Source organism: Echinicola soli (assembly GCF_006575665.1).
Classification (GTDB): Bacteria; Bacteroidota; Bacteroidia; order Cytophagales; family Cyclobacteriaceae; genus Echinicola; species Echinicola soli.
Map to the genome: position 1 here is coordinate 225,451 of NZ_CP041253.1, position 17,698 is coordinate 243,148.

Sequence of the window (17,698 nt, forward strand, 5' to 3'; positions counted from 1 at the left end):
ACTTTATAAATACAAGAAATCAAAACAAAATTTATTTTCGTTTTGTTTGTATTTCAATATTAATTCGCGAAATTAGTGGCCAGATATAGATTATCTGGTTTGTTAGGGTTATTTTTCTAAAAAGGCCGATCACTGTACTCCACACACAGATGATCGGTTTTTTTTATGATCATAAGGACAGGACTCTAGCAAAAAGTTGAGGCTATTAATAACCTGATTTTCTATTAATTAGTATGGATCAAGTGAAAAAATTGGGGGGATTAAGGCTGGTTCCGATAGCATGCAGATGGCACAGATTAATAAGATTTGGGCTGATTTCTTTATACTGGGGCACGCATTCCTATTGCTAAATTAAAGAGAAATATCCTTACCATAGCCACCTGGAAATCTCTCATCCCCCAAAAATATTGCTTGGTCCATTAGTATTATAAAACATCCCCGAAGGTGCCGGAACAGGCTTTTCCGGTGCCAAGCAGACCCAATAGTGCGCCGTAAAAAGGCACCGCATTCCCGTAATTAATGAGACTGCCACAGCTCCTTCCCTCAAATCCCCTTTTCACGTTTCGCAGTGACGATTTTTAAATCGAACTGAGGCTAATATTGAAACCATCAAGGGGCTCGGGACATACAAGGGACTCCCTGGTATGCGGTAGACAATGAAGTTTGACCAAAAAATCCCCATAATTGCATGCATCTGTCCCCGTCTGTAGTTATCTTTATTTATCAGCAATGCTCAAAACTTAACCAACATGAAACCTCTCCCTACCCTACTTATGCTCTGTTTCGGGATTTCCTTTAGTCTCCTGGGGCAAGACATTCCAAACAGTTATTCCCTGATCTATGAGCAGGACTTTACAGAAAAGGAAGCTATTGATGAGTTCGAAATGACCGATCAGCGGGCATGGGACCTCACCGTTGAAAAAGCAGGATACGCTTTAGCCATTTCCCAACAGAGCGACTACAGCCCACCGTTCAGGTCTCCCTTTAACATTGCCATGATAAAGTCTGTAAGCGTGGGCAGCTTTATCCTTGAAGCCGATTTGCAGCAAACGGGAAAAGAGTATGGCCATCGGGACCTTTGTATTTTCTTTGGCATGAAAGATCCAGCAAACTTTTATTACACCCATATTGCCTCCAAACCTGATCCTCATGCCCATAATATTTTCTTGGTCAACGATGCCCCCAGAGTGGCCATTGGTAAAAAAATAAACGGTGGCATAAACTGGGGAAGCACAGAACAGTGGCATAAAGTAAAAGTCATTAGGAACCTGGAAGACCACAGTATCAAGGTGTACTTCGACGATATGACCACTCCAATTATGGAAACCACTGACAATCATTTCAATATTGGCCATATTGGCTTTGGGACTTTTGATGATATCGGTAAGTTTGACAATATTAAAATCTGGGCTCCAGATCAAATCAAACCTTCTAAAAACTTCTTCGGCAACTAATTGGCTCTCTAAAATTATCGGTATTTGGCCAGTTCCTGATCGATGTATTCATTCCACTTTCGCTGGGCATCTTTATTTCTTCCGTGATCAGTTTCATCATCATAGGCTTCCTGCATTTTGTTCATCTCCCGATATGTCTCTATATACAAGTAGCCGATACGGCCATCATAATCCTCAGGACCAAGCTCCAACTGCCGTACCTTTTCCTTAAAGCGTTCCACTACGATTTTGGTAATATCAAAATGGCGTTGCTCATGATTGATTCCATAAGCATCCTTTCTGGAACTCCTTGCCCATGAGGATGATTTAAGCATAAAAACCTTCACGACCAACTCAAGTTTCACCCTGCCATCTTCCACCTTTGGATCGCCTTCCCAGGCAAAGCTGGTAAAAATCGATGCAGCGTAAGAACTTCCCGTATGCGGCCTGGCCTTAAAATCATCCCAATCCAGTTTTCTATCCGGATGGTAAAAAACAGTGTCACCTTTTTCGGCTGCCGGATAATCCACAATCTCCAAATCGAGGCCTTGGGCCAGTTTAATATTCCGCGGTGCTTGCTGGTTGATCCATTCATTGAAGTAATTTAACGCATTCCCCAGGGACTGCTCCATGGCACTTCCAATGACCGCATACCTCCCCAAGGACCTGGTATAGCGCGCTCCACCATCATAATCGAGCAAATGAACCAAACTATCCCCATCCAACAAAAAACGTAAGGATAAACCTATTTGCCCTTTTATCTTACCATCTGTGGCGCTTTTCTCCGCTACATTCATTTCTTGCACTTGCACCACCACAGGTCTTTTTGACCGATCAGTGTAAAGCATTCCTTCGATGAAGCCCTCCGTACTTTTCACTACCCCGTCTTTAATTTCCAGTGATTCCTTCCTCAGGGATTGGGAAGAAGTAAAGATTTCACCGATACTTGACTGGGCAACCCTGATATCCTGAACTCCACTAATAAAAAACTCGGCTGGCCGAATGGACTGCTTGCTGGACTTTAGGACCAAGTATATGGGCGTATCCTGAGCCATTGCTTTATTTATAACACAAAGCAAAAGCAATGACATAATGCCATTTGCAAATATTTTAGTTACCCTCATTATACCTTATTACAACTGGTCCTTTCGTGAAAGATAATAAAAAAACTGCCGTAGCTCCACGGCAGTTCCCTTCCTTTATAGAATTGTACTCTATTAAGGCAAAATCACCTCATCTATTACATGAACCACACCATTGGTCGCATGGATATTTAGCATATCAGTATTGAGCGCAGCACCTCCCACAGTTCCCGCACCAAGATCAATCGCTAGTGATGCGTCTGTGTTTAACGGTGTAAGTGAAGTTCCCGTTCTTAGATCCTGGGAAAAAGCCCTGGCCGGCACCACATGCGCAGTAAGCACTGCCGTCAGGGTTTCCATTGGAATATCATTGTAATCATTCCAGTTTGGATTGGTATCATAGAGCGCCTGAAAGGCTGCATCTGTCGGCGCAAAAACCGTAAGATCACCTTCATCGCCACTCACCGCATCTACCAGACTGGCACGCTGCAAGGCTCCTACCAACTGTGTAAATTCAGGAGTAGCTGCAGTAGTCATTCCCACAGCTATTTCAGCAATGGACTGAGAAGGTGGCATAATTACGTAATCCAATGTATGGATAATGCCATTTGATGCCTCTATATCGGTATCCACCACCATGGCCGAGCCATTGATCCAGAAATTCCCGTCCACATCCTCACTCACATAAAAACTAGCTCCGTTCACTGTTTCTAGTTCCCCAGCACCGACACCGGATGCCATTACTTCGCCAGCAAGCACATGATAGGTCAAAATATCAGCCAAATCAGGACTCCCCAATAAGTCATCAGCAGCCATACCAGTATCATCCAAAAACGCCGTAAAAGCGGCATCGGTAGGAGCAAAAACGGTAAATGGACCATCTCCTTTCAGTGTGGTGACTAAATCTGCTTCCACCACTGCAGATTCCAGCACTGTAAAGTCATTGCTAGACGTAACGATATCCACGATATCGTCTTCCTCCATAGGCACAGGATCATCATCATCGTTACATGCGATCAGAAACATCCATGCTGAAAAAAGCAGCAAAAGGATGGGAAACTTTGTCTTTGTGGTTTTCATGGTTCAGTTGAATTTAAGTTAATGTTTTGTTATAACTGATTAACCATTCGCAGGTATTTTTGTTTAATATTTATGATAAAAAATTAAACAAATTAGTGAAAAACACCATTTACACACGTTAAACATAGCATAAGATGCGATAAAAAATCATTGGCATCCGGGTGAAGATTTTGCTTTCGCAAGGAAATCCGTTAAAACCCACCCCTAAATCCCCTAAAGGGGACTTTCTGATCAACCCTTCAGAGGACGGGGTAGTTTTAGGAAATCGAAAATATCTTTTCTCTTTTCGTTTAAACCTACTTTTTCGGCGTATGTGAAATTTAGTCGGACGACAGTAATAAAAAATTGATCATTCTACCAACTCGTACCACTCGATCTCGCTAAGATTAGCTCTTCTGCCACGCTGAACAGGCGCATAATGCTCTGCAAGATATGCCACAATGACTTGCTCATTTTTCCCAAGATCCCACAGCCCCTGGGTTTCCTGCATCCAATCAATTAACTTTTCCCAATGTTCCTTGTCTCCACGGTTTTGGGTGATCAAATTGGCTGCATGACAATTGGTGCAATTGGCAATAACCATTTCATATCCCTCAGCAGCCACCAGACCAGTGGCCACATGGACACCATCTTTGACCAAATTTTCTGACACCAGCGGTGGAGGGATTGTGGTATCCTCTTCCTTGGGACTAACCAACACATCAGGGTGCTGCTGCAGCAGTAGCACCCCTCCCAACAGTACCATTACGACTATGCCCAAAACCACCACTATCGTAAAAAGCCCCTTTAATGACTTGATAATATCCTGATCCATCCTAACCTACTTTTACGGCAATTCTGTGACATGCATTGTTTAAATACCCTTTCGGATTCCAACCTGGAACCACCATGGGCTGACTTACCCCATTGCTATCGGTGGCCCTCGCCCATACCTCATAGTATCCCTTTTGCGGGAATTCCACCTGTGCACTGAAGTGCTGCCAAGCCAATCGGTTTACTGGCGGGGCTAGTTTGCAGGCCTGCCACGTCGCGCCAAAATCAATAGAAACATGCAGCTCATTCACCTCCAACTCCCCTGCCCAAGCATGTCCCCTTATTTCCAGTGAATCTCCCAAATCTATCATGGCCCCACTTTTAGGATAGGTAATCAAGGACTTTACAGGCATGGATTCAATGATACACATCTCCTCGTCGGGTACCTCCTCACCCGGAGAAACGGGCTTGCAAGGAACACGGTAAGAGGGAGCTGCCATTTTGGTCCCGTCGTGTACTTTATCCCTAACCGAGATCCTATTCAGCCACTTTCCAGAAGCCGATGCGGGAAAACCTCCTGCCACCAACCTTAGCGGGTACCCATGCGCGATAGGGATAGCTTCACCATTCATCTCAAAAGCCAACAACGTTTCCTCTTGTAGTGCTTTGGCAATTGGAACGCCTCGAGAGATCGGCTCTTTATCAGGATCACCGCTCAGGTGAGTATCGGCAGAATGGTAACCAATATATACTGCATTATCCCCAATCCCGACATCTTCCAGTACATCCTTGAGCCTCACGCCTGTCCAGAAAGCACAGGAAACAGCTCCCGTTTTCCACTGGTTGCCGCTGGCAGGCGGATAAAATTCACTGCGGCCGTTCCCTCCACACTCAAGTGTAAGCTGATAAGTATAATGATGAAATCTACGCTTTAGCTCTGCCAGTGAATAGGTTTTTGGGGAGGACACCGCTTCTCCATCAAATATGAGTTCCCAACTCCCTTCGTCGATGGATTCTGGAATGAGCCCATTATTTCTTATGAACATTTTATCGGCGGGTGTTACCTTATCATCCAACAGGTGTGGTTGTGATTCAATGTTCCAAGGCTTATTATTAAGGACGATAAGCTCTTTGTCCTTCTTGAAAAGCGTATATGGATCATCATCCTGTAATACTACCGGCACGTACCCCTCCGGCATGGATGATGCAAAAACCACCTTGGCCCCCACTGCCGCAGCAACAGTCGCTAGTGTGCTATTCCTTAAAAACTTCCTTCTGCTACTCACAGAAGGAGTATGCTTATCTTCCTTGGCCATTGGTATTGCTAGTTTATGCTGAAACAAACGGTATTGGTTCTTGCCTTATAACCTTTCCACCTTCGTGGTCATTCAAAAATAAGAAAGTTTCAAATTCTTCCGAAGGAAATTATATTGATCCTCCATATCTTTATCGCTCCCCCTTTCCAAAATAACAGTAAACCACTTGCCATCCGTCAATATCTTTAAGTTTTTCCACAAACTGTATAATATGGGTCAAGCGAAAAAGTTGGGGGGGGGATTAGGGTTGGTTCCGATAGCACGCAAATGGTGCAGATTAATAAGATTTGCGCTGATTTTTTTATGCTGGAACACGTATTCCTATTGCTAAATTAAAGAGAAATACACTTACAAAAACCACCTGTAAGTCTCTCATCCCCAGAAATATTGCTTGGCCCTATAATATTCGCTACAGACCAGTTCGATCCAGTTCGGCTAAAAAGACAGAAACCCCATTTCATGTGTTGGCACAAAAAATGAACATCATTAAAACAGGCTCGCTTCAAAGATTAGAAATACGCCTAAAGAAGTATTGGAAGCAATCATGTTCGACAAAGCCTGGATCAAATTACCCTAACTAAATTAACATATAGATCTATACTACTTAAAAGTAATTTGCCCCTATTCCTTCATTGCCCCTAAACAGGCCATTTCTCTGAGCGATAGGCACTGTCCCAAAACATCCACTCCAGTTTGGACGCCATCTCAAACGCCTCAAACATCTCTTCTCGTGCTGTGGGACTGGCTTTCTCTGCCAGCTGGTCTGTGATTTCGAGTGCCTTGGCGACGGAAGTCGCAAATTCCTCCCCAGCATAGGTATCAATCCAGTTTTTGTAGGGGTTCTCACTTCCATCTTGCTGTGCGTAGATGTAATCACCTACTTCTTTATAGATCCAAAAACACGGTAAAATAGCAGCTACCGCCTTTTCTATATTGGCAAAGCTTGCCTGGTTTCTGATATAATTGGTGTAGAGCAAGCAGGAAGGGGAAGGGTCTACCTCATCAGGGAGTCCCAGCTCTTTGAAATAGCTCTCATGTAGCGCCCGCTCTACCACAATGGCACCAGCGGCAAATTCCGAAAATGCCAACACCTTGTCCAGATCAGTCAAACGACCACTGATCGTACTAAGGGCCTTGCCAAATTCACCCAAATAAAACGCATCCTGCGCCATGTAAAATTTAAACGTTTCCTTTGGCAGTGTACCTTTCTGCAACTCTTGATTAAAAGGCATATGGATGATCTTGTCATAAAGGGGAGCGATTCCCTTCCATGCTTCATTGGTCCAGCTCATGGATAATCATTTTTTGGGGTTGGTAGAAGTGATTCAAAGGCCCACTTCCCTGACCTGTCTTAATGGTTTTCCCTGCGTCAATCGCCTGAAAGACGAAGCTTCTGGCCAACTCCACTGCTTTTTTAATATCCATTCCCCTTGCCAGAAAAACAGCTATGGCAGATGACAGTGTACAGCCTGTTCCATGTACATTTCCTGTGTTTATTTTTTCACTTTCAAAGACATGCTTTTGCTCATTACCACAAAGGACGTCTGCCACCGTATTTCCATTTAGATGTCCTCCTTTGACCAACACATAGGTTGATCCGTATGGCAACAATTGGCTGGCTGCTTTTTCCATCTTAGATAGTGAATCCACTGCTTTGCCGATCAGTACTGCTGCTTCATCCATATTGGGCGTGATGATATGCGAAATAGGGAAAAGTTCTTTTTTCAATAATTCGACCGTTTCCTCCTTAATCAAACGGTCTCCACTGGTAGCCACCATGACAGGATCAAAGACCACGGGAATACCGGGATATTGGGCTAGTGCCTCCACAATTACCTGAACCACTTCTGGTCGGTTGATCATCCCTATCTTTATGGCCTTCGGTTCGATGTCTGAAAGCACCGCTTCCAGCTGCTCCTTTATGTGCTCCACGGGGATATCATGGATACTCTTCACGCCTAAGGTATTCTGTGCTGTCGTGGCCGTAATGACACTGGCACCAAAACAGCCTAAGGCAGAAAATGTCTTTAGATCCGCCTGGATACCTGCCCCACCACCACTGTCTGATCCTGCAATGGTCAGCACAGGGATATACGTCTTTATTTTATTGCTCATTTTACTTTTTCTATTTCGTTTCGGAATTTCTCCGCTGCTTTGGCAGGGCTTTCCGCACTGCAAATGGCCGACACGACCGCGAGACAGTCTGCTCCCGCACGGATGACTTCTGCAGCATTTAATGCATTAATATTGCCGATAGCCACTAACGGTTTGGCAGTAGCATTTCGGAGGTCCCTTAGCCCTCCCAACCCCCATTCAAAACGGGTATCAGGCTTAGTGGGAGTAGAAAAAACAGGGCTCACGCCGTAATACCAACCCAAATCAGCCTCCTTAGCGGTAAGTTCATCCATTCGCTCAAGTGATAGCCCAACCGGAAATTCTTCGCCTAAAAAAGCTTTAGCGCCTTTCATACTACTGTCAGACTGCCCGATGTGTACTCCGTGAGCAGCTACTTCTTTTGCTACCTCTAAACTATCATTGATTACCAAGGGGACTTTATACCGATCGCAAAGGGACTTCACCTTGTGAGCCTTATTTAAGAATGCTTCCTTTGAAAGTTCTTTTTCCCGCAATTGGACCAAATCCACACCGCCCTTCAATGCTTCCTCCAGCACCCAAAAAAAATCCCTGCCAAGGCAAGCCTGTTGGTCGGTTACCAAATACAGTTTATAAGGGAACGGAGTCTCAGTCATGACTTTCTTCCACCTTTGCCCATTGCTTCACTTCACTTTCCTTGAGATGATAGAGCGCATCATACAAATACAATTGGAGCGTCCCGGGTCCCTCGGCCTTGCGTGCAGCAATCTCTCCAGCTAAGCCGAGCGTGGTCATTCCTGCCACTGTTGCCCGATAAGGATCAGGTTCTATTCCCGCAAAGGCCGCTACCAAAGCAGTCGCTGTACAGCCCATCCCGGTTACTTTCCCCATCAGTTCATGGCCATTCTTGATCTTGGTCAACTTATCGCCGTCAATGACATAATCTACTGCCCCGGAAATGCACACTACTGCCGATGTTTCTTTGGAAAGTTGCTTGCCATATGCCAAGGCCTCATCAGAAGAATGGGTACTGTCCACGCCTTTGGTCTGCACATTCGCCTTTGCCAAGGCCATGATTTCTGAGGCGTTTCCTCTTATAATGGTCGGCTTAAAGGTCAATAGCCGGGTCAAGGTCTCATTCCGGTACGGCGTAGCACCAGCCCCGACAGGATCCAATACCCAGGGTGTATTCCGTTCATTGGCTTCCTTGGCTGCGAGCAGCATGCTATCTACCCAAAACTCATCCAATGTACCAATATTTACTACCAGTGCATTGACGATCTTGACCATATCAGCCATCTCCAATTTGGCATGAGCCATGATTGGGGATGCCCCGATGGCCAATAAGGCATTTGCAGTATTGTTCATGACCACATAATTGGTGATACTCTGCACCAATGGCCCTTTCTCTCTCAGTATTTTTAGATTTTTTATTACAGATTCCTTCATATCCGTTAGCTTAAAAAACTTTAGGGAACCTGCAAACTATACAGGCAAAAGCCTGCAAGAAAGGATAACTTTTTCCTTCGTCGGCATCACCCGCGTCAGGTTCAAAGGGTCTCATCTCAGTCCCATGCAGGGACACCCCTAAAGTTTGTATAATGGTGAATTTACGATTTTAATCCCATGGAGCAAAGTTACTCCCAAGAAGATTCATGCTGTAAAACTCCTGGTCAAAACACTTTTGCTCAAGAGCGTAAATCAAAGTGCATCCGCAGGTTTCTTAAAGCACGATGCAGCCAACTCATAGGATTCTAATCGCTCTTCATGGTCATAAACATGAGAACAGATCATGATTTCATCCACCTGGGCAATTTCCTGAAAATGCTCCAAGTTTTCCCGAACTGTTGCGGCTGTCCCTACAAAACTACAAGCCATCATCTGGTTTATAGCAGCTGCTTCCGGTTCTGTCCACAAGCCGTCCATGGTATCCACCGGAGGCCTTAATGGATAGGATTTTCTTCTCACAATTCCCAATGCCATTTGATAAAAGGAAGTAGCTGTTTTATGGGCTTTCTCATCGGTTTCCGCAGCAATCACATTGACGCAGGAAACCACATAGGGATGTTTCAAATATTCAGAAGGCTGGAAATTCTCCCGGTAATAGCGAGTGGCATCCAAGAATTGTGCAGGTGCAAAATGGCTGGCAAAGGCATAAGGCAAACCATTCTTGGCTGCGAGCACGGCACTGCTCATGCTGCTTCCCAGTAAGTAGATTGGAATATCGAGTCCTTCACCTGGAATGGCCCGGACCTTACCATCGATGTTTTCATCAGAAAGGTAAAGCTGAAGCTCTTCCAGATCCCGGGGAAACTCCTCCACCGTCTCCAACCGATCCCGCCTTAAAGCCCTCGCAGTCGTCTGATCGGTACCAGGAGCTCTTCCCAAGCCAAGATCAATCCTCCCAGGATAAAGTGAGGCCAATGTCCCAAATTGCTCCGCCACCATCAATGGAGCATGATTAGGCAGCATAATCCCTCCTGATCCTACACGAATATTTTCGGTTCCTCCTGCGATATGCCCTATCAAAACAGCCGTGGCAGAACTGCCTACACTGACCATATTGTGATGTTCCGCCAGCCAAAAACGCTTATAGCCCAATTTCTCCACATGTCTGGCAAGATCCAAGCTCCTAGCAAAGGCATCTCCGGCATCGTGGTGCTCTTTAATAATGGCCAAATCCAGTACGGAAAAAGCTACTTCATCCAGTGGTTTGATATTTCTCATTTCACATCATATTGTCGTCTTCTTACCAACTGGATTAACTCCAAAATCGTTCTCTTAACGCCAATAATCAGTGTAAATTAGTGAAATTTATGAATGTTCGCCTTGAAAAAATCACCCAAACAAATCAGAGCTCAAATAACGGTCCCCACGGTCACAGGTAATGCAGACGATCACCCCAGCATCCAATGTTTCTGCGAGCTTCACAGCTGCATGTAAGGCTCCACCGCTGCTCATACCAGCCAGTATCCCTTCTTCTTTTGCCATTCGGCGCGTCATTTCAGTCGCCTCATCTTGACTTACATCGATGATCTGATCCACCCGTGTGGCATCGTATATTTTGGGCAAAAACTCCGGTGACCATCTTCTGATCCCTGGTATACTAGAACCATCGGTAGGTTGGGTGCCGACTATTTGAATCGCTGGATTTTGCTCTTTCAGGTATCGGGAAACTCCCATGATGGTCCCCGTAGTCCCCATGGCAGAAACAAAATGCGTAATACCACCATTGGTGTCACGCATGATCTCTGGACCCGTTCCCTCATAGTGAGCCTGATAATTATCAGGATTGGCAAATTGGTTCAGGATATAATACCCTTCCTTTTCGGCCATCTCTTCGGCAAGTGTCCTGGAATATTCGATGGTTTTGGCAGCGGGAGTCAAGATTACTTCCGCGCCATACGCCTCCATCGAAACCACTCTTTCCCTGGTTGAATTATCGGGCATGATCAAGGTCATTTCCACACCAAGGACCTTGGCAATCATCGCCAGGGCGATCCCTGTATTACCACTGGTGGCTTCTACTACCCTATCTCCTTTTTTGATATCTCCACGGTCCATGGCCCTTTTGATCATGCTATAGGCTGCACGGTCTTTCACACTGCCGCCGGGATTTTGTCCCTCTAGCTTACAGTATATCTTGACGTTGGGATTGGTGGGAATATGTTCAAGCTCAACAAGAGGCGTCTTGCCGATCAACTCAAATAACTTCATGTGCTAAGCATCATTTTTAAAAACATACATGTCAGTGGTCTCCGCACTGGCATCATACATTTTGGTCTGATAATAGATTTTACTTTTGGCGGGGATACTTTTCGTCAGCCAAACATTCCCTCCAATGACACTCCCTGCGCCGACAACGGTTTTGCCCCCAAGAATCGTAGCTCCGGCATAAATGACCACATGGTCCTCAATCGTCGGGTGGCGCTGGATATCGGCATCTTCCTTGTTCACACTTAGTGCGCCTAGCGTGACGCCTTGATAAATCTTCACATGGTCGCCTATACGGGTGGTTTCCCCGATGACCACACCAGTGCCATGGTCAATGCAAAAATACCTGCCAATTTCCGCTCCGGGATGGATGTCAATACCCGTCTTGCTGTGCGCAAACTCGGTAATCATCCTGGGGATGAGTGACACTCCCTGCTCATGGAGCAAATGCGCTATCCGATAGGCAGCAATGGCATAAAACCCCGGATAACTCCTGATCACCTCGGTCGTTGACTTCGCTGCGGGGTCACCATCAAACATGGCATGAATATCCTCATGGATGGCATCGTACACGCCGGAAAGGCGATCAAAAAACGCCTCTGATACCATTTCACTGTCCACATCGATCAGCCTGTTGTTTTTGCCCAAGATCTCCTGCAATTGGATCTGGTAGTATGTTAACTTATCCTCTATCTCTTGGGTATCATGCAGGATCTTAATAGCATATTCCGGAAAAAGCACACCCAAAACACCTTCAAAAAACTCCTGAACCTTCCTTGGTGAGGGACATCCGGGACATTGCTTGTGGGAATCGTGAATTTTTTTTATAAATGATTTTCTATATTCCATCGTAAACGTTAGCAGTTATAGAACAAAACCCAGTCTGATCACATATGGTTCAGTATAAATCAGGTTTTGGTTATCATACAGCACATTGTACAGCAAGGTGAAGTTCACACCACCTCTGCGACCGAAGGGCACAAAATATCCGCCCCCTAAGAACAAGCCCGGCACCCACTCCCTGTCTGCTACAATCCGTCCAAAATCATCCTCCCTATAAGCCTCCACACTAAGGTTTTCATATTCTGCATGGGCAAAGAGATTGGGAAGGACATTATAGCGGTTAAAGATTCTGCCTCCATAAACATTGGAAGCTTCTCCAAAATTCTTGTACTTGAGGTACTGATAGGTAATGCCTAAACCCGCAGAATAACGGTCGGTAATCATCACTCCCACCAATGGAGACACTTCTACATAAGTAATGTTACCAAACTGTAACCCAAGGTTACCTCCAAAATACAGCCGTTCGCTTAAAGGGACTTTTTCATCTTCTTCCTGATAAAATTCCCGCTGCGCCACTACCTCTACTGTTCCTACAAAAAAGAAAAGTACAAACAATACGGGCAAAGCCCTGAGTTTACTCATCGACGATAACATACAGATCTTCAGTTTTTTTCTTCATTAAGTATCTTTCACGAGCAAACTTTTCCAAAAGTTCGTAATTACTGAGTAATTCTTGTCGCTCGGACTTAATCTTTTCTTTCCGTTCCTGGTAAAATTCCTTCTGATCTTGCAGACTATTGAGTTTAGACCGTAATTTAAATTGGCTGATAATATCATTATTATCAATGAACACCATCCAAATCAAAAAAAACACGGTGAAGATAACGTAAAAATTCTTAGTGTATTTTAGGTACTTGGCCATAGGACGATCCGTTTTGCTTATGACAAATATATAAAATAGTCGGGACTAATCTTCAAACGGCTATGTACAATAAGGGATAATTGGCTATTGGTTGTTAGGTTAGAAGGTTGAAAGTTATATGATTGGGAAATTGGAAGATTGGAAGATTGGAAGATTCGGTATGTTATGGATCGATAAAAGAGCCGGTTTCAGTTGTATGGACTTTGTCTGCCATGTTGTGCCGTAACCATTGACCTTTGTCAACTGCCTATTTGGTTTTTACTGAATCTTATAAATTGAAATCTTAACTTTCAGATTTCAATTTATACAGCCAAAAATATTGAAAATTGAAATTTACACTTTCGAATTTCAATATTTTTCATCCATATTTGATACATATTTCGGTTAAAATATGATACGCAGGGAAAAGCAACAGCACCTTCAGCAGGCATTGCACGCCATGCCTGTGGTAGCACTACTCGGTTCCAAGCAAGTGGGCAAAACCACCCTGGCACTTTCTATCACAAAGGCATTTAATAAAAAGACTACTTATCTCGATTTGGAACTGGATTCGGATTTCAACAAACTGACCGATCCTGAAGCCTATTTGGGGCGGTTTTCCAGACAGTTATTTAGCGGAGGACGATAAAGCGAGCTGGGATTGGCGGACTGACTTTATTTCCACTTATTTGGAACGTGACATCCCTCAAATGGGCCCTGATATTCCGGCTACTTCACTTAGAAAGTTCTGGACCATGTTAGCCCACTATCACGGGCAACAAGAGGTATTGAGTGAACTTGGCAGAAGTCTGGAACTCAGCCATACGACCATACGGAATTACCTGGACGTACTTACCGACTTCTATATGGTGCGCCAATTGCCCCCTTGGTCAGGTAATGTAAAAAAACGTCTCGTAAAGTCACCCAAAATCTACTTAAGGGATACCGGACTGCTTCACCGGTTATTACAGATTTCAAATTTTGAAAGCCTTATGGGACACCCTGTACTGGGTGCCAGCTGGGAGGGATTTGTGGTAGAGAACATCCTCCGACAGCTTGATGACCGATGGAAATACTGCTATTACCGGACCCATACACAAAATGAGATCGATTTGGCCCTGGAAACCCCGGACAATGAAATTTGGGTAATAGAGGTAAAACGTTCTTCCACACCAAAACTCTCCAGACGATTTCACCAGGCCTGTGAGGATGTTCGGGCCACTAAAAAATGGGTTATAACCGCTGGAAAAGACCAATACCCCCTTACAGATGGCGTGGAAGTGATTGGACTCCAAGCTTTTTTGGGACTAAAGGAATTGAAGGGGGACGCTAAGTCGCATTCAGGTTGTTAGCGCAGAATTTTTATTGGTGATCAACCGTTAATAAATTAAGGTGTATCAAGTCAAGAAGGATACCTATAGCGTAATAGCCTTTAGGTTCTTAAAAACAACAGATAAAAAGCTCTCACGGACAAAATGTGTCCGTGAGAGCTTTTTACTTTGTATTACATCAGATATTATCAAACTAAATTTCACACATTATGAGACCAAACAAGCTCAAGTCCAAGGAAGTAGCCGAAAAGGATGTTGTTGATTTCAATACATTGGTCACCATCTGAAAAGATAAAAAGTCAAGGTTGTTCTGGAAGATTTTGTTGGCGCCGAATGGCAAACAGCTTAAAACTACTTCCGGGTTGGAATTTATTCCTCTAAATAATTTCTATACACTTCCCCAGTTCCTTCTCTATATTTCAGGAATAGCTGCTTTGACCTACCTCCCGCGCTTTGTACTTCCGGGAGGAAGCGGCATCGGTACAGAAATCCCGGTAGCCGCTGCCACCGCTTTGACTTGGTGTATCATGATATTGGCAACGTACAGGTATAGAATCCTTCATGCTGTAAATACTATGTTTGTGAAGGAATTACCCTTTCTTGCCCCTTATTTTAGCTTACTCCCATTAAATCTCCCTCTAAGCCCTGTTTTGCTTCAGACAAGCTCGCAGTGACGATTTATAAACGAACTGTGGTTTGTACCACGGCGTGCAGCCTATCCGCGGAAAACAAAAAAAGCATCCGCCGCGGCGGATGCTTCTACAGTTATTAGTTGGAATTGGACGTTTACTTCTTAGGGAAATAAGCGGTGTCGCCCAAAAGCTCTTCGATTCTCAGCAGCTGATTGTACTTGGCCATTCTGTCAGAACGAGAAGCAGATCCCGTTTTGATTTGACCGGTGTTACAAGCTACGGCAAGATCAGCAATCGTGCTGTCTTCGGTCTCACCGGATCTGTGGGACATTACGGCGGTAAATCCCGCCTTGTGCGCCAGATCAATGGCATCCAATGTCTCTGTCAACGTACCGATTTGGTTTACTTTGATCAAGATAGAATTGGCAGATTTTTCTTCAATACCTCTTTGAAGGAATTTCACATTGGTTACGAAAAGGTCATCACCTACCAGCTGTACTTTGTCGCCGATTTTGGCAGTAAGCATGGCCCATCCCTGCCAGTCTTCTTCATCACATCCATCTTCGATAGAGTCGATGGGGTACTTTTCGGTAAGTTCTGCAAGGTAAGCCACTTGCTCTTCTCTGCTTCTAACTACACCGGTATCTCCTTCAAACTTCTTATAATTGTATTTTCCATCTTCAAAGAACTCAGAAGCAGCACAATCAAGGGCGATAGTAACATCATCTCCCGGCTTGTAACCAGCCTTAGTAATGGCATCCAAGATGCAATTAAGCGCTTCTTCCGTTCCTCCAGAGAAGTTTGGTGCAAAACCACCTTCATCACCTACAGCAGTGCTCAGGCCTTTGTCATGAAGGATTTTCTTAAGATTATGGAAGATCTCAGCACCAGTTCTCATGGCTTCGGAGAAAGTAGGTGCACCTACTGGCCGGATCATAAATTCCTGGAATGCGATAGGTGCATCAGAGTGGGAACCTCCATTGATAATGTTCATCATCGGTACTGGAAGGGTCTTGGCATTCACGCCACCCACATATCTGAACAATGGCAGACCAATATCATCAGCTCCCGCTTTGGCTACTGCCAAAGAAACACCTAAAATGGCATTGGCTCCCAATTTTGATTTTGTATCAGTTCCATCCAATTGGATCATCAAATCATCGATACCACGCTGATCGAAAACGGATTGGCCAATCAGTTCAGGCTGAATGATTTCATTAACGTTTTTCACGGCTTCAAGCACTCCTTTGCCCAAGTACTTGCTCTTATCTCCATCACGCAGTTCCACGGCCTCATTGACACCGGTAGAAGCACCACTTGGCACAGCGGCCCTTCCAAAAGCACCACTTTCAGTAGCTACATCTACTTCTACGGTAGGGTTTCCCCTGGAATCTAAAATTTGTCTAGCATGAATTGCTGTAATCAAAGTCATAATGCTAAAAGGTTTATAGGTTGTATTAATTATTGTTGATCAAAGAAATAAAATCATCAAACAGATACCTGGAATCATGTGGCCCAGGAGCGGATTCTGGATGATATTGGACCGAAAATACAGGTCTATCTTTTAACCTGATGCCGGCTACGGTATCGTCGTTAAGGTGGACATGGGTAATCTCTATATCCGGATGCCCTTCACTGTCCTCCCTTACGATATTAAACCCGTGGTTTTGCGAGGTAATTTCACTCTTTCCAGTCAGCAAATTCTTGATAGGGTGATTGATTCCACGGTGGCCGTGGTGCATTTTATAGGTTTTTATCCCAACTGCTTCCGCCAAAAGCTGATGGCCAAGGCATATACCAAAGATGGGCTTATTTAAGGCAAGGATTTCCTTTACGGTATCCACTGCATAATCCATTACGGCTGGATCTCCTGGTCCATTGGAAAGGAAATAGGCACTTGGTTGCCACGCTTCCATTTCGGAAAGAGGGGTCTTGGCAGGAAATACTTTACAATATGCTCCACGAGCTACCAGATTCCGAAGAATGTTCTTCTTGATTCCATAATCCACACAGGCGACTTTGATACTAGAGTGCTCATCACCTACATAGTATGGCTCCTTGGTACATACTTTAGAGGAAAGCTCTAGACCGGCCATATCAGGCACCTTCTCAAGCTCCTTTTTTAAGTCTTCAAGACTATCATATTCGGAGCTGATAATAGCGTTCATAGCACCTTTTGACCTAATGTGCCTCACCAATTTCCTGGTGTCCACATCAGCGATACCGGTGATACCATTGGATTCTAGAAATTCCTGAAGAGATTGGGTAGCGTCTAACCTGCTGTAGATTTCAGAAAAACTATTGACCACGATACTGGCGATAGTGGGGCCATCAGATTCTGCTTCAGAATCGATCACACCATAATTACCAATGTGTGAAGTGGTGGTCACCACAATCTGTCCCGTATAAGACGGGTCAGTGTAGATTTCCTGATAGCCGGTCATGCCTGTATTAAAGCAGATCTCGCCACCATTTGTACCATGTCTACCGATCAATGTACCGTAAAATACGGTTCCATCTTCAAGAAGGAGTGTTGCTTTTTGTTTGTCCATTTATTGAAATTGAATGCCCAAATTTAA

General features: G+C 44.6%; 19 protein-coding genes and 1 riboswitch. Of the genes, 4 read left to right on the forward strand and 15 right to left on the reverse strand.

Annotated elements, in window-relative coordinates; translation table 11 throughout:
- Positions 1-749 precede the first annotated feature (749 nt).
- Positions 750-1,454, forward strand: a complete 705-nt coding sequence (locus FKX85_RS01020; protein WP_210416890.1) for a hypothetical protein — start codon at positions 750-752, stop codon at positions 1,452-1,454.
- A 14-nt stretch (positions 1,455-1,468) separates the two neighbouring features.
- On the opposite strand, the gene FKX85_RS01025 is transcribed toward FKX85_RS01020, so the two are convergent.
- The 13 genes from FKX85_RS01025 to FKX85_RS01085 all read right to left on the reverse strand — a co-directional run bounded on the left by FKX85_RS01025 (position 1,469) and on the right by FKX85_RS01085 (position 13,177).
- Entirely contained in the window at positions 1,469-2,488 is a 1,020-nt protein-coding gene (locus tag FKX85_RS01025; protein WP_141612982.1) for a DUF922 domain-containing protein, read from the reverse strand.
- Between the two features lie 162 nt (positions 2,489-2,650).
- Positions 2,651-3,595, reverse strand: a complete 945-nt coding sequence (locus FKX85_RS01030; protein ID WP_141612983.1) for a fasciclin domain-containing protein — start codon at positions 3,593-3,595, stop codon at positions 2,651-2,653.
- A 349-nt stretch (positions 3,596-3,944) separates the two neighbouring features.
- Positions 3,945-4,409, reverse strand: a complete 465-nt coding sequence (locus tag FKX85_RS01035; protein WP_141612984.1) for a hypothetical protein — start codon at positions 4,407-4,409, stop codon at positions 3,945-3,947.
- A gap of 1 nt (position 4,410) precedes the next feature.
- Complete coding sequence (locus FKX85_RS01040; protein ID WP_141612985.1) at positions 4,411-5,664, reverse strand: sulfite oxidase; 1,254 nt, start codon at positions 5,662-5,664, stop codon at positions 4,411-4,413.
- A gap of 638 nt (positions 5,665-6,302) precedes the next feature.
- Positions 6,303-6,956 (reverse strand): thiaminase II, encoded by a 654-nt coding sequence (gene tenA, locus FKX85_RS01045; protein ID WP_141612986.1) that lies wholly within the window; start codon positions 6,954-6,956, stop codon positions 6,303-6,305.
- The gene (gene thiD / locus FKX85_RS01050) at positions 6,940-7,779 is read right to left on the reverse strand and encodes a bifunctional hydroxymethylpyrimidine kinase/phosphomethylpyrimidine kinase (protein WP_141612987.1); all 840 of its coding nucleotides are present in this window, start codon (positions 7,777-7,779) and stop codon (positions 6,940-6,942) included. Before thiD ends, tenA begins: the two co-directional genes overlap by 17 nt.
- Positions 7,776-8,414 (reverse strand): thiamine phosphate synthase, encoded by a 639-nt coding sequence (gene thiE, locus FKX85_RS01055; protein WP_141612988.1) that lies wholly within the window; start codon positions 8,412-8,414, stop codon positions 7,776-7,778. Before thiE ends, thiD begins: the two co-directional genes overlap by 4 nt.
- Positions 8,407-9,207 (reverse strand): hydroxyethylthiazole kinase, encoded by an 801-nt coding sequence (gene thiM, locus FKX85_RS01060; protein ID WP_141612989.1) that lies wholly within the window; start codon positions 9,205-9,207, stop codon positions 8,407-8,409. The genes thiE and thiM overlap by 8 nt, the downstream gene beginning before the upstream one ends.
- Before the next feature lie 55 nt (positions 9,208-9,262).
- A riboswitch (TPP riboswitch) is annotated at positions 9,263-9,357 on the reverse strand.
- A 102-nt stretch (positions 9,358-9,459) separates the two neighbouring features.
- Positions 9,460-10,485: an LLM class flavin-dependent oxidoreductase gene (locus tag FKX85_RS01065; RefSeq protein WP_168196197.1), complete on the reverse strand. Its 1,026-nt coding sequence runs from the start codon at positions 10,483-10,485 to the stop codon at positions 9,460-9,462.
- Positions 10,486-10,596: 111 nt separating this feature from the next.
- On the reverse strand, positions 10,597-11,475 hold the full coding sequence (gene cysM, locus FKX85_RS01070; protein WP_141612990.1) for a cysteine synthase CysM: 879 nt from the start codon (positions 11,473-11,475) through the stop codon (positions 10,597-10,599).
- 3 nt (positions 11,476-11,478) lie between these two features.
- The gene (locus FKX85_RS01075) at positions 11,479-12,321 is read right to left on the reverse strand and encodes a serine O-acetyltransferase (protein WP_141612991.1); all 843 of its coding nucleotides are present in this window, start codon (positions 12,319-12,321) and stop codon (positions 11,479-11,481) included.
- Between the two features lie 15 nt (positions 12,322-12,336).
- A complete protein-coding gene (locus tag FKX85_RS01080) occupies positions 12,337-12,909 on the reverse strand; it encodes a hypothetical protein (RefSeq protein ID WP_141612992.1) in 573 nt (190 codons plus the stop codon).
- Entirely contained in the window at positions 12,890-13,177 is a 288-nt protein-coding gene (locus FKX85_RS01085) for an FtsB family cell division protein (protein ID WP_141612993.1), read from the reverse strand. The genes FKX85_RS01080 and FKX85_RS01085 overlap by 20 nt, the downstream gene beginning before the upstream one ends.
- A gap of 391 nt (positions 13,178-13,568) precedes the next feature.
- On the opposite strand from FKX85_RS01085, the gene FKX85_RS21540 reads away from it, so the two are divergent.
- The 3 genes from FKX85_RS21540 (at position 13,569) to FKX85_RS01095 (ending at position 15,161) form a co-directional block, all read left to right on the forward strand.
- Positions 13,569-13,805 (forward strand): AAA family ATPase, encoded by a 237-nt coding sequence (locus FKX85_RS21540; protein WP_210416891.1) that lies wholly within the window; start codon positions 13,569-13,571, stop codon positions 13,803-13,805.
- Positions 13,806-13,866: 61 nt separating this feature from the next.
- Entirely contained in the window at positions 13,867-14,508 is a 642-nt protein-coding gene (locus tag FKX85_RS01090; RefSeq protein ID WP_229239829.1) for a DUF4143 domain-containing protein, read from the forward strand.
- Between the two features lie 284 nt (positions 14,509-14,792).
- Positions 14,793-15,161 (forward strand): hypothetical protein, encoded by a 369-nt coding sequence (locus FKX85_RS01095; RefSeq protein WP_141612994.1) that lies wholly within the window; start codon positions 14,793-14,795, stop codon positions 15,159-15,161.
- 112 nt (positions 15,162-15,273) lie between these two features.
- Here the strand turns inward: FKX85_RS01095 and eno are convergent, their stop codons facing one another.
- Both eno and carA read right to left on the reverse strand, forming a co-directional pair.
- Entirely contained in the window at positions 15,274-16,551 is a 1,278-nt protein-coding gene (gene eno / locus FKX85_RS01100; protein WP_141612995.1) for a phosphopyruvate hydratase, read from the reverse strand.
- Between the two features lie 25 nt (positions 16,552-16,576).
- Entirely contained in the window at positions 16,577-17,671 is a 1,095-nt protein-coding gene (gene carA / locus FKX85_RS01105; protein WP_141612996.1) for a glutamine-hydrolyzing carbamoyl-phosphate synthase small subunit, read from the reverse strand.
- Positions 17,672-17,698 lie beyond the last annotated feature (27 nt).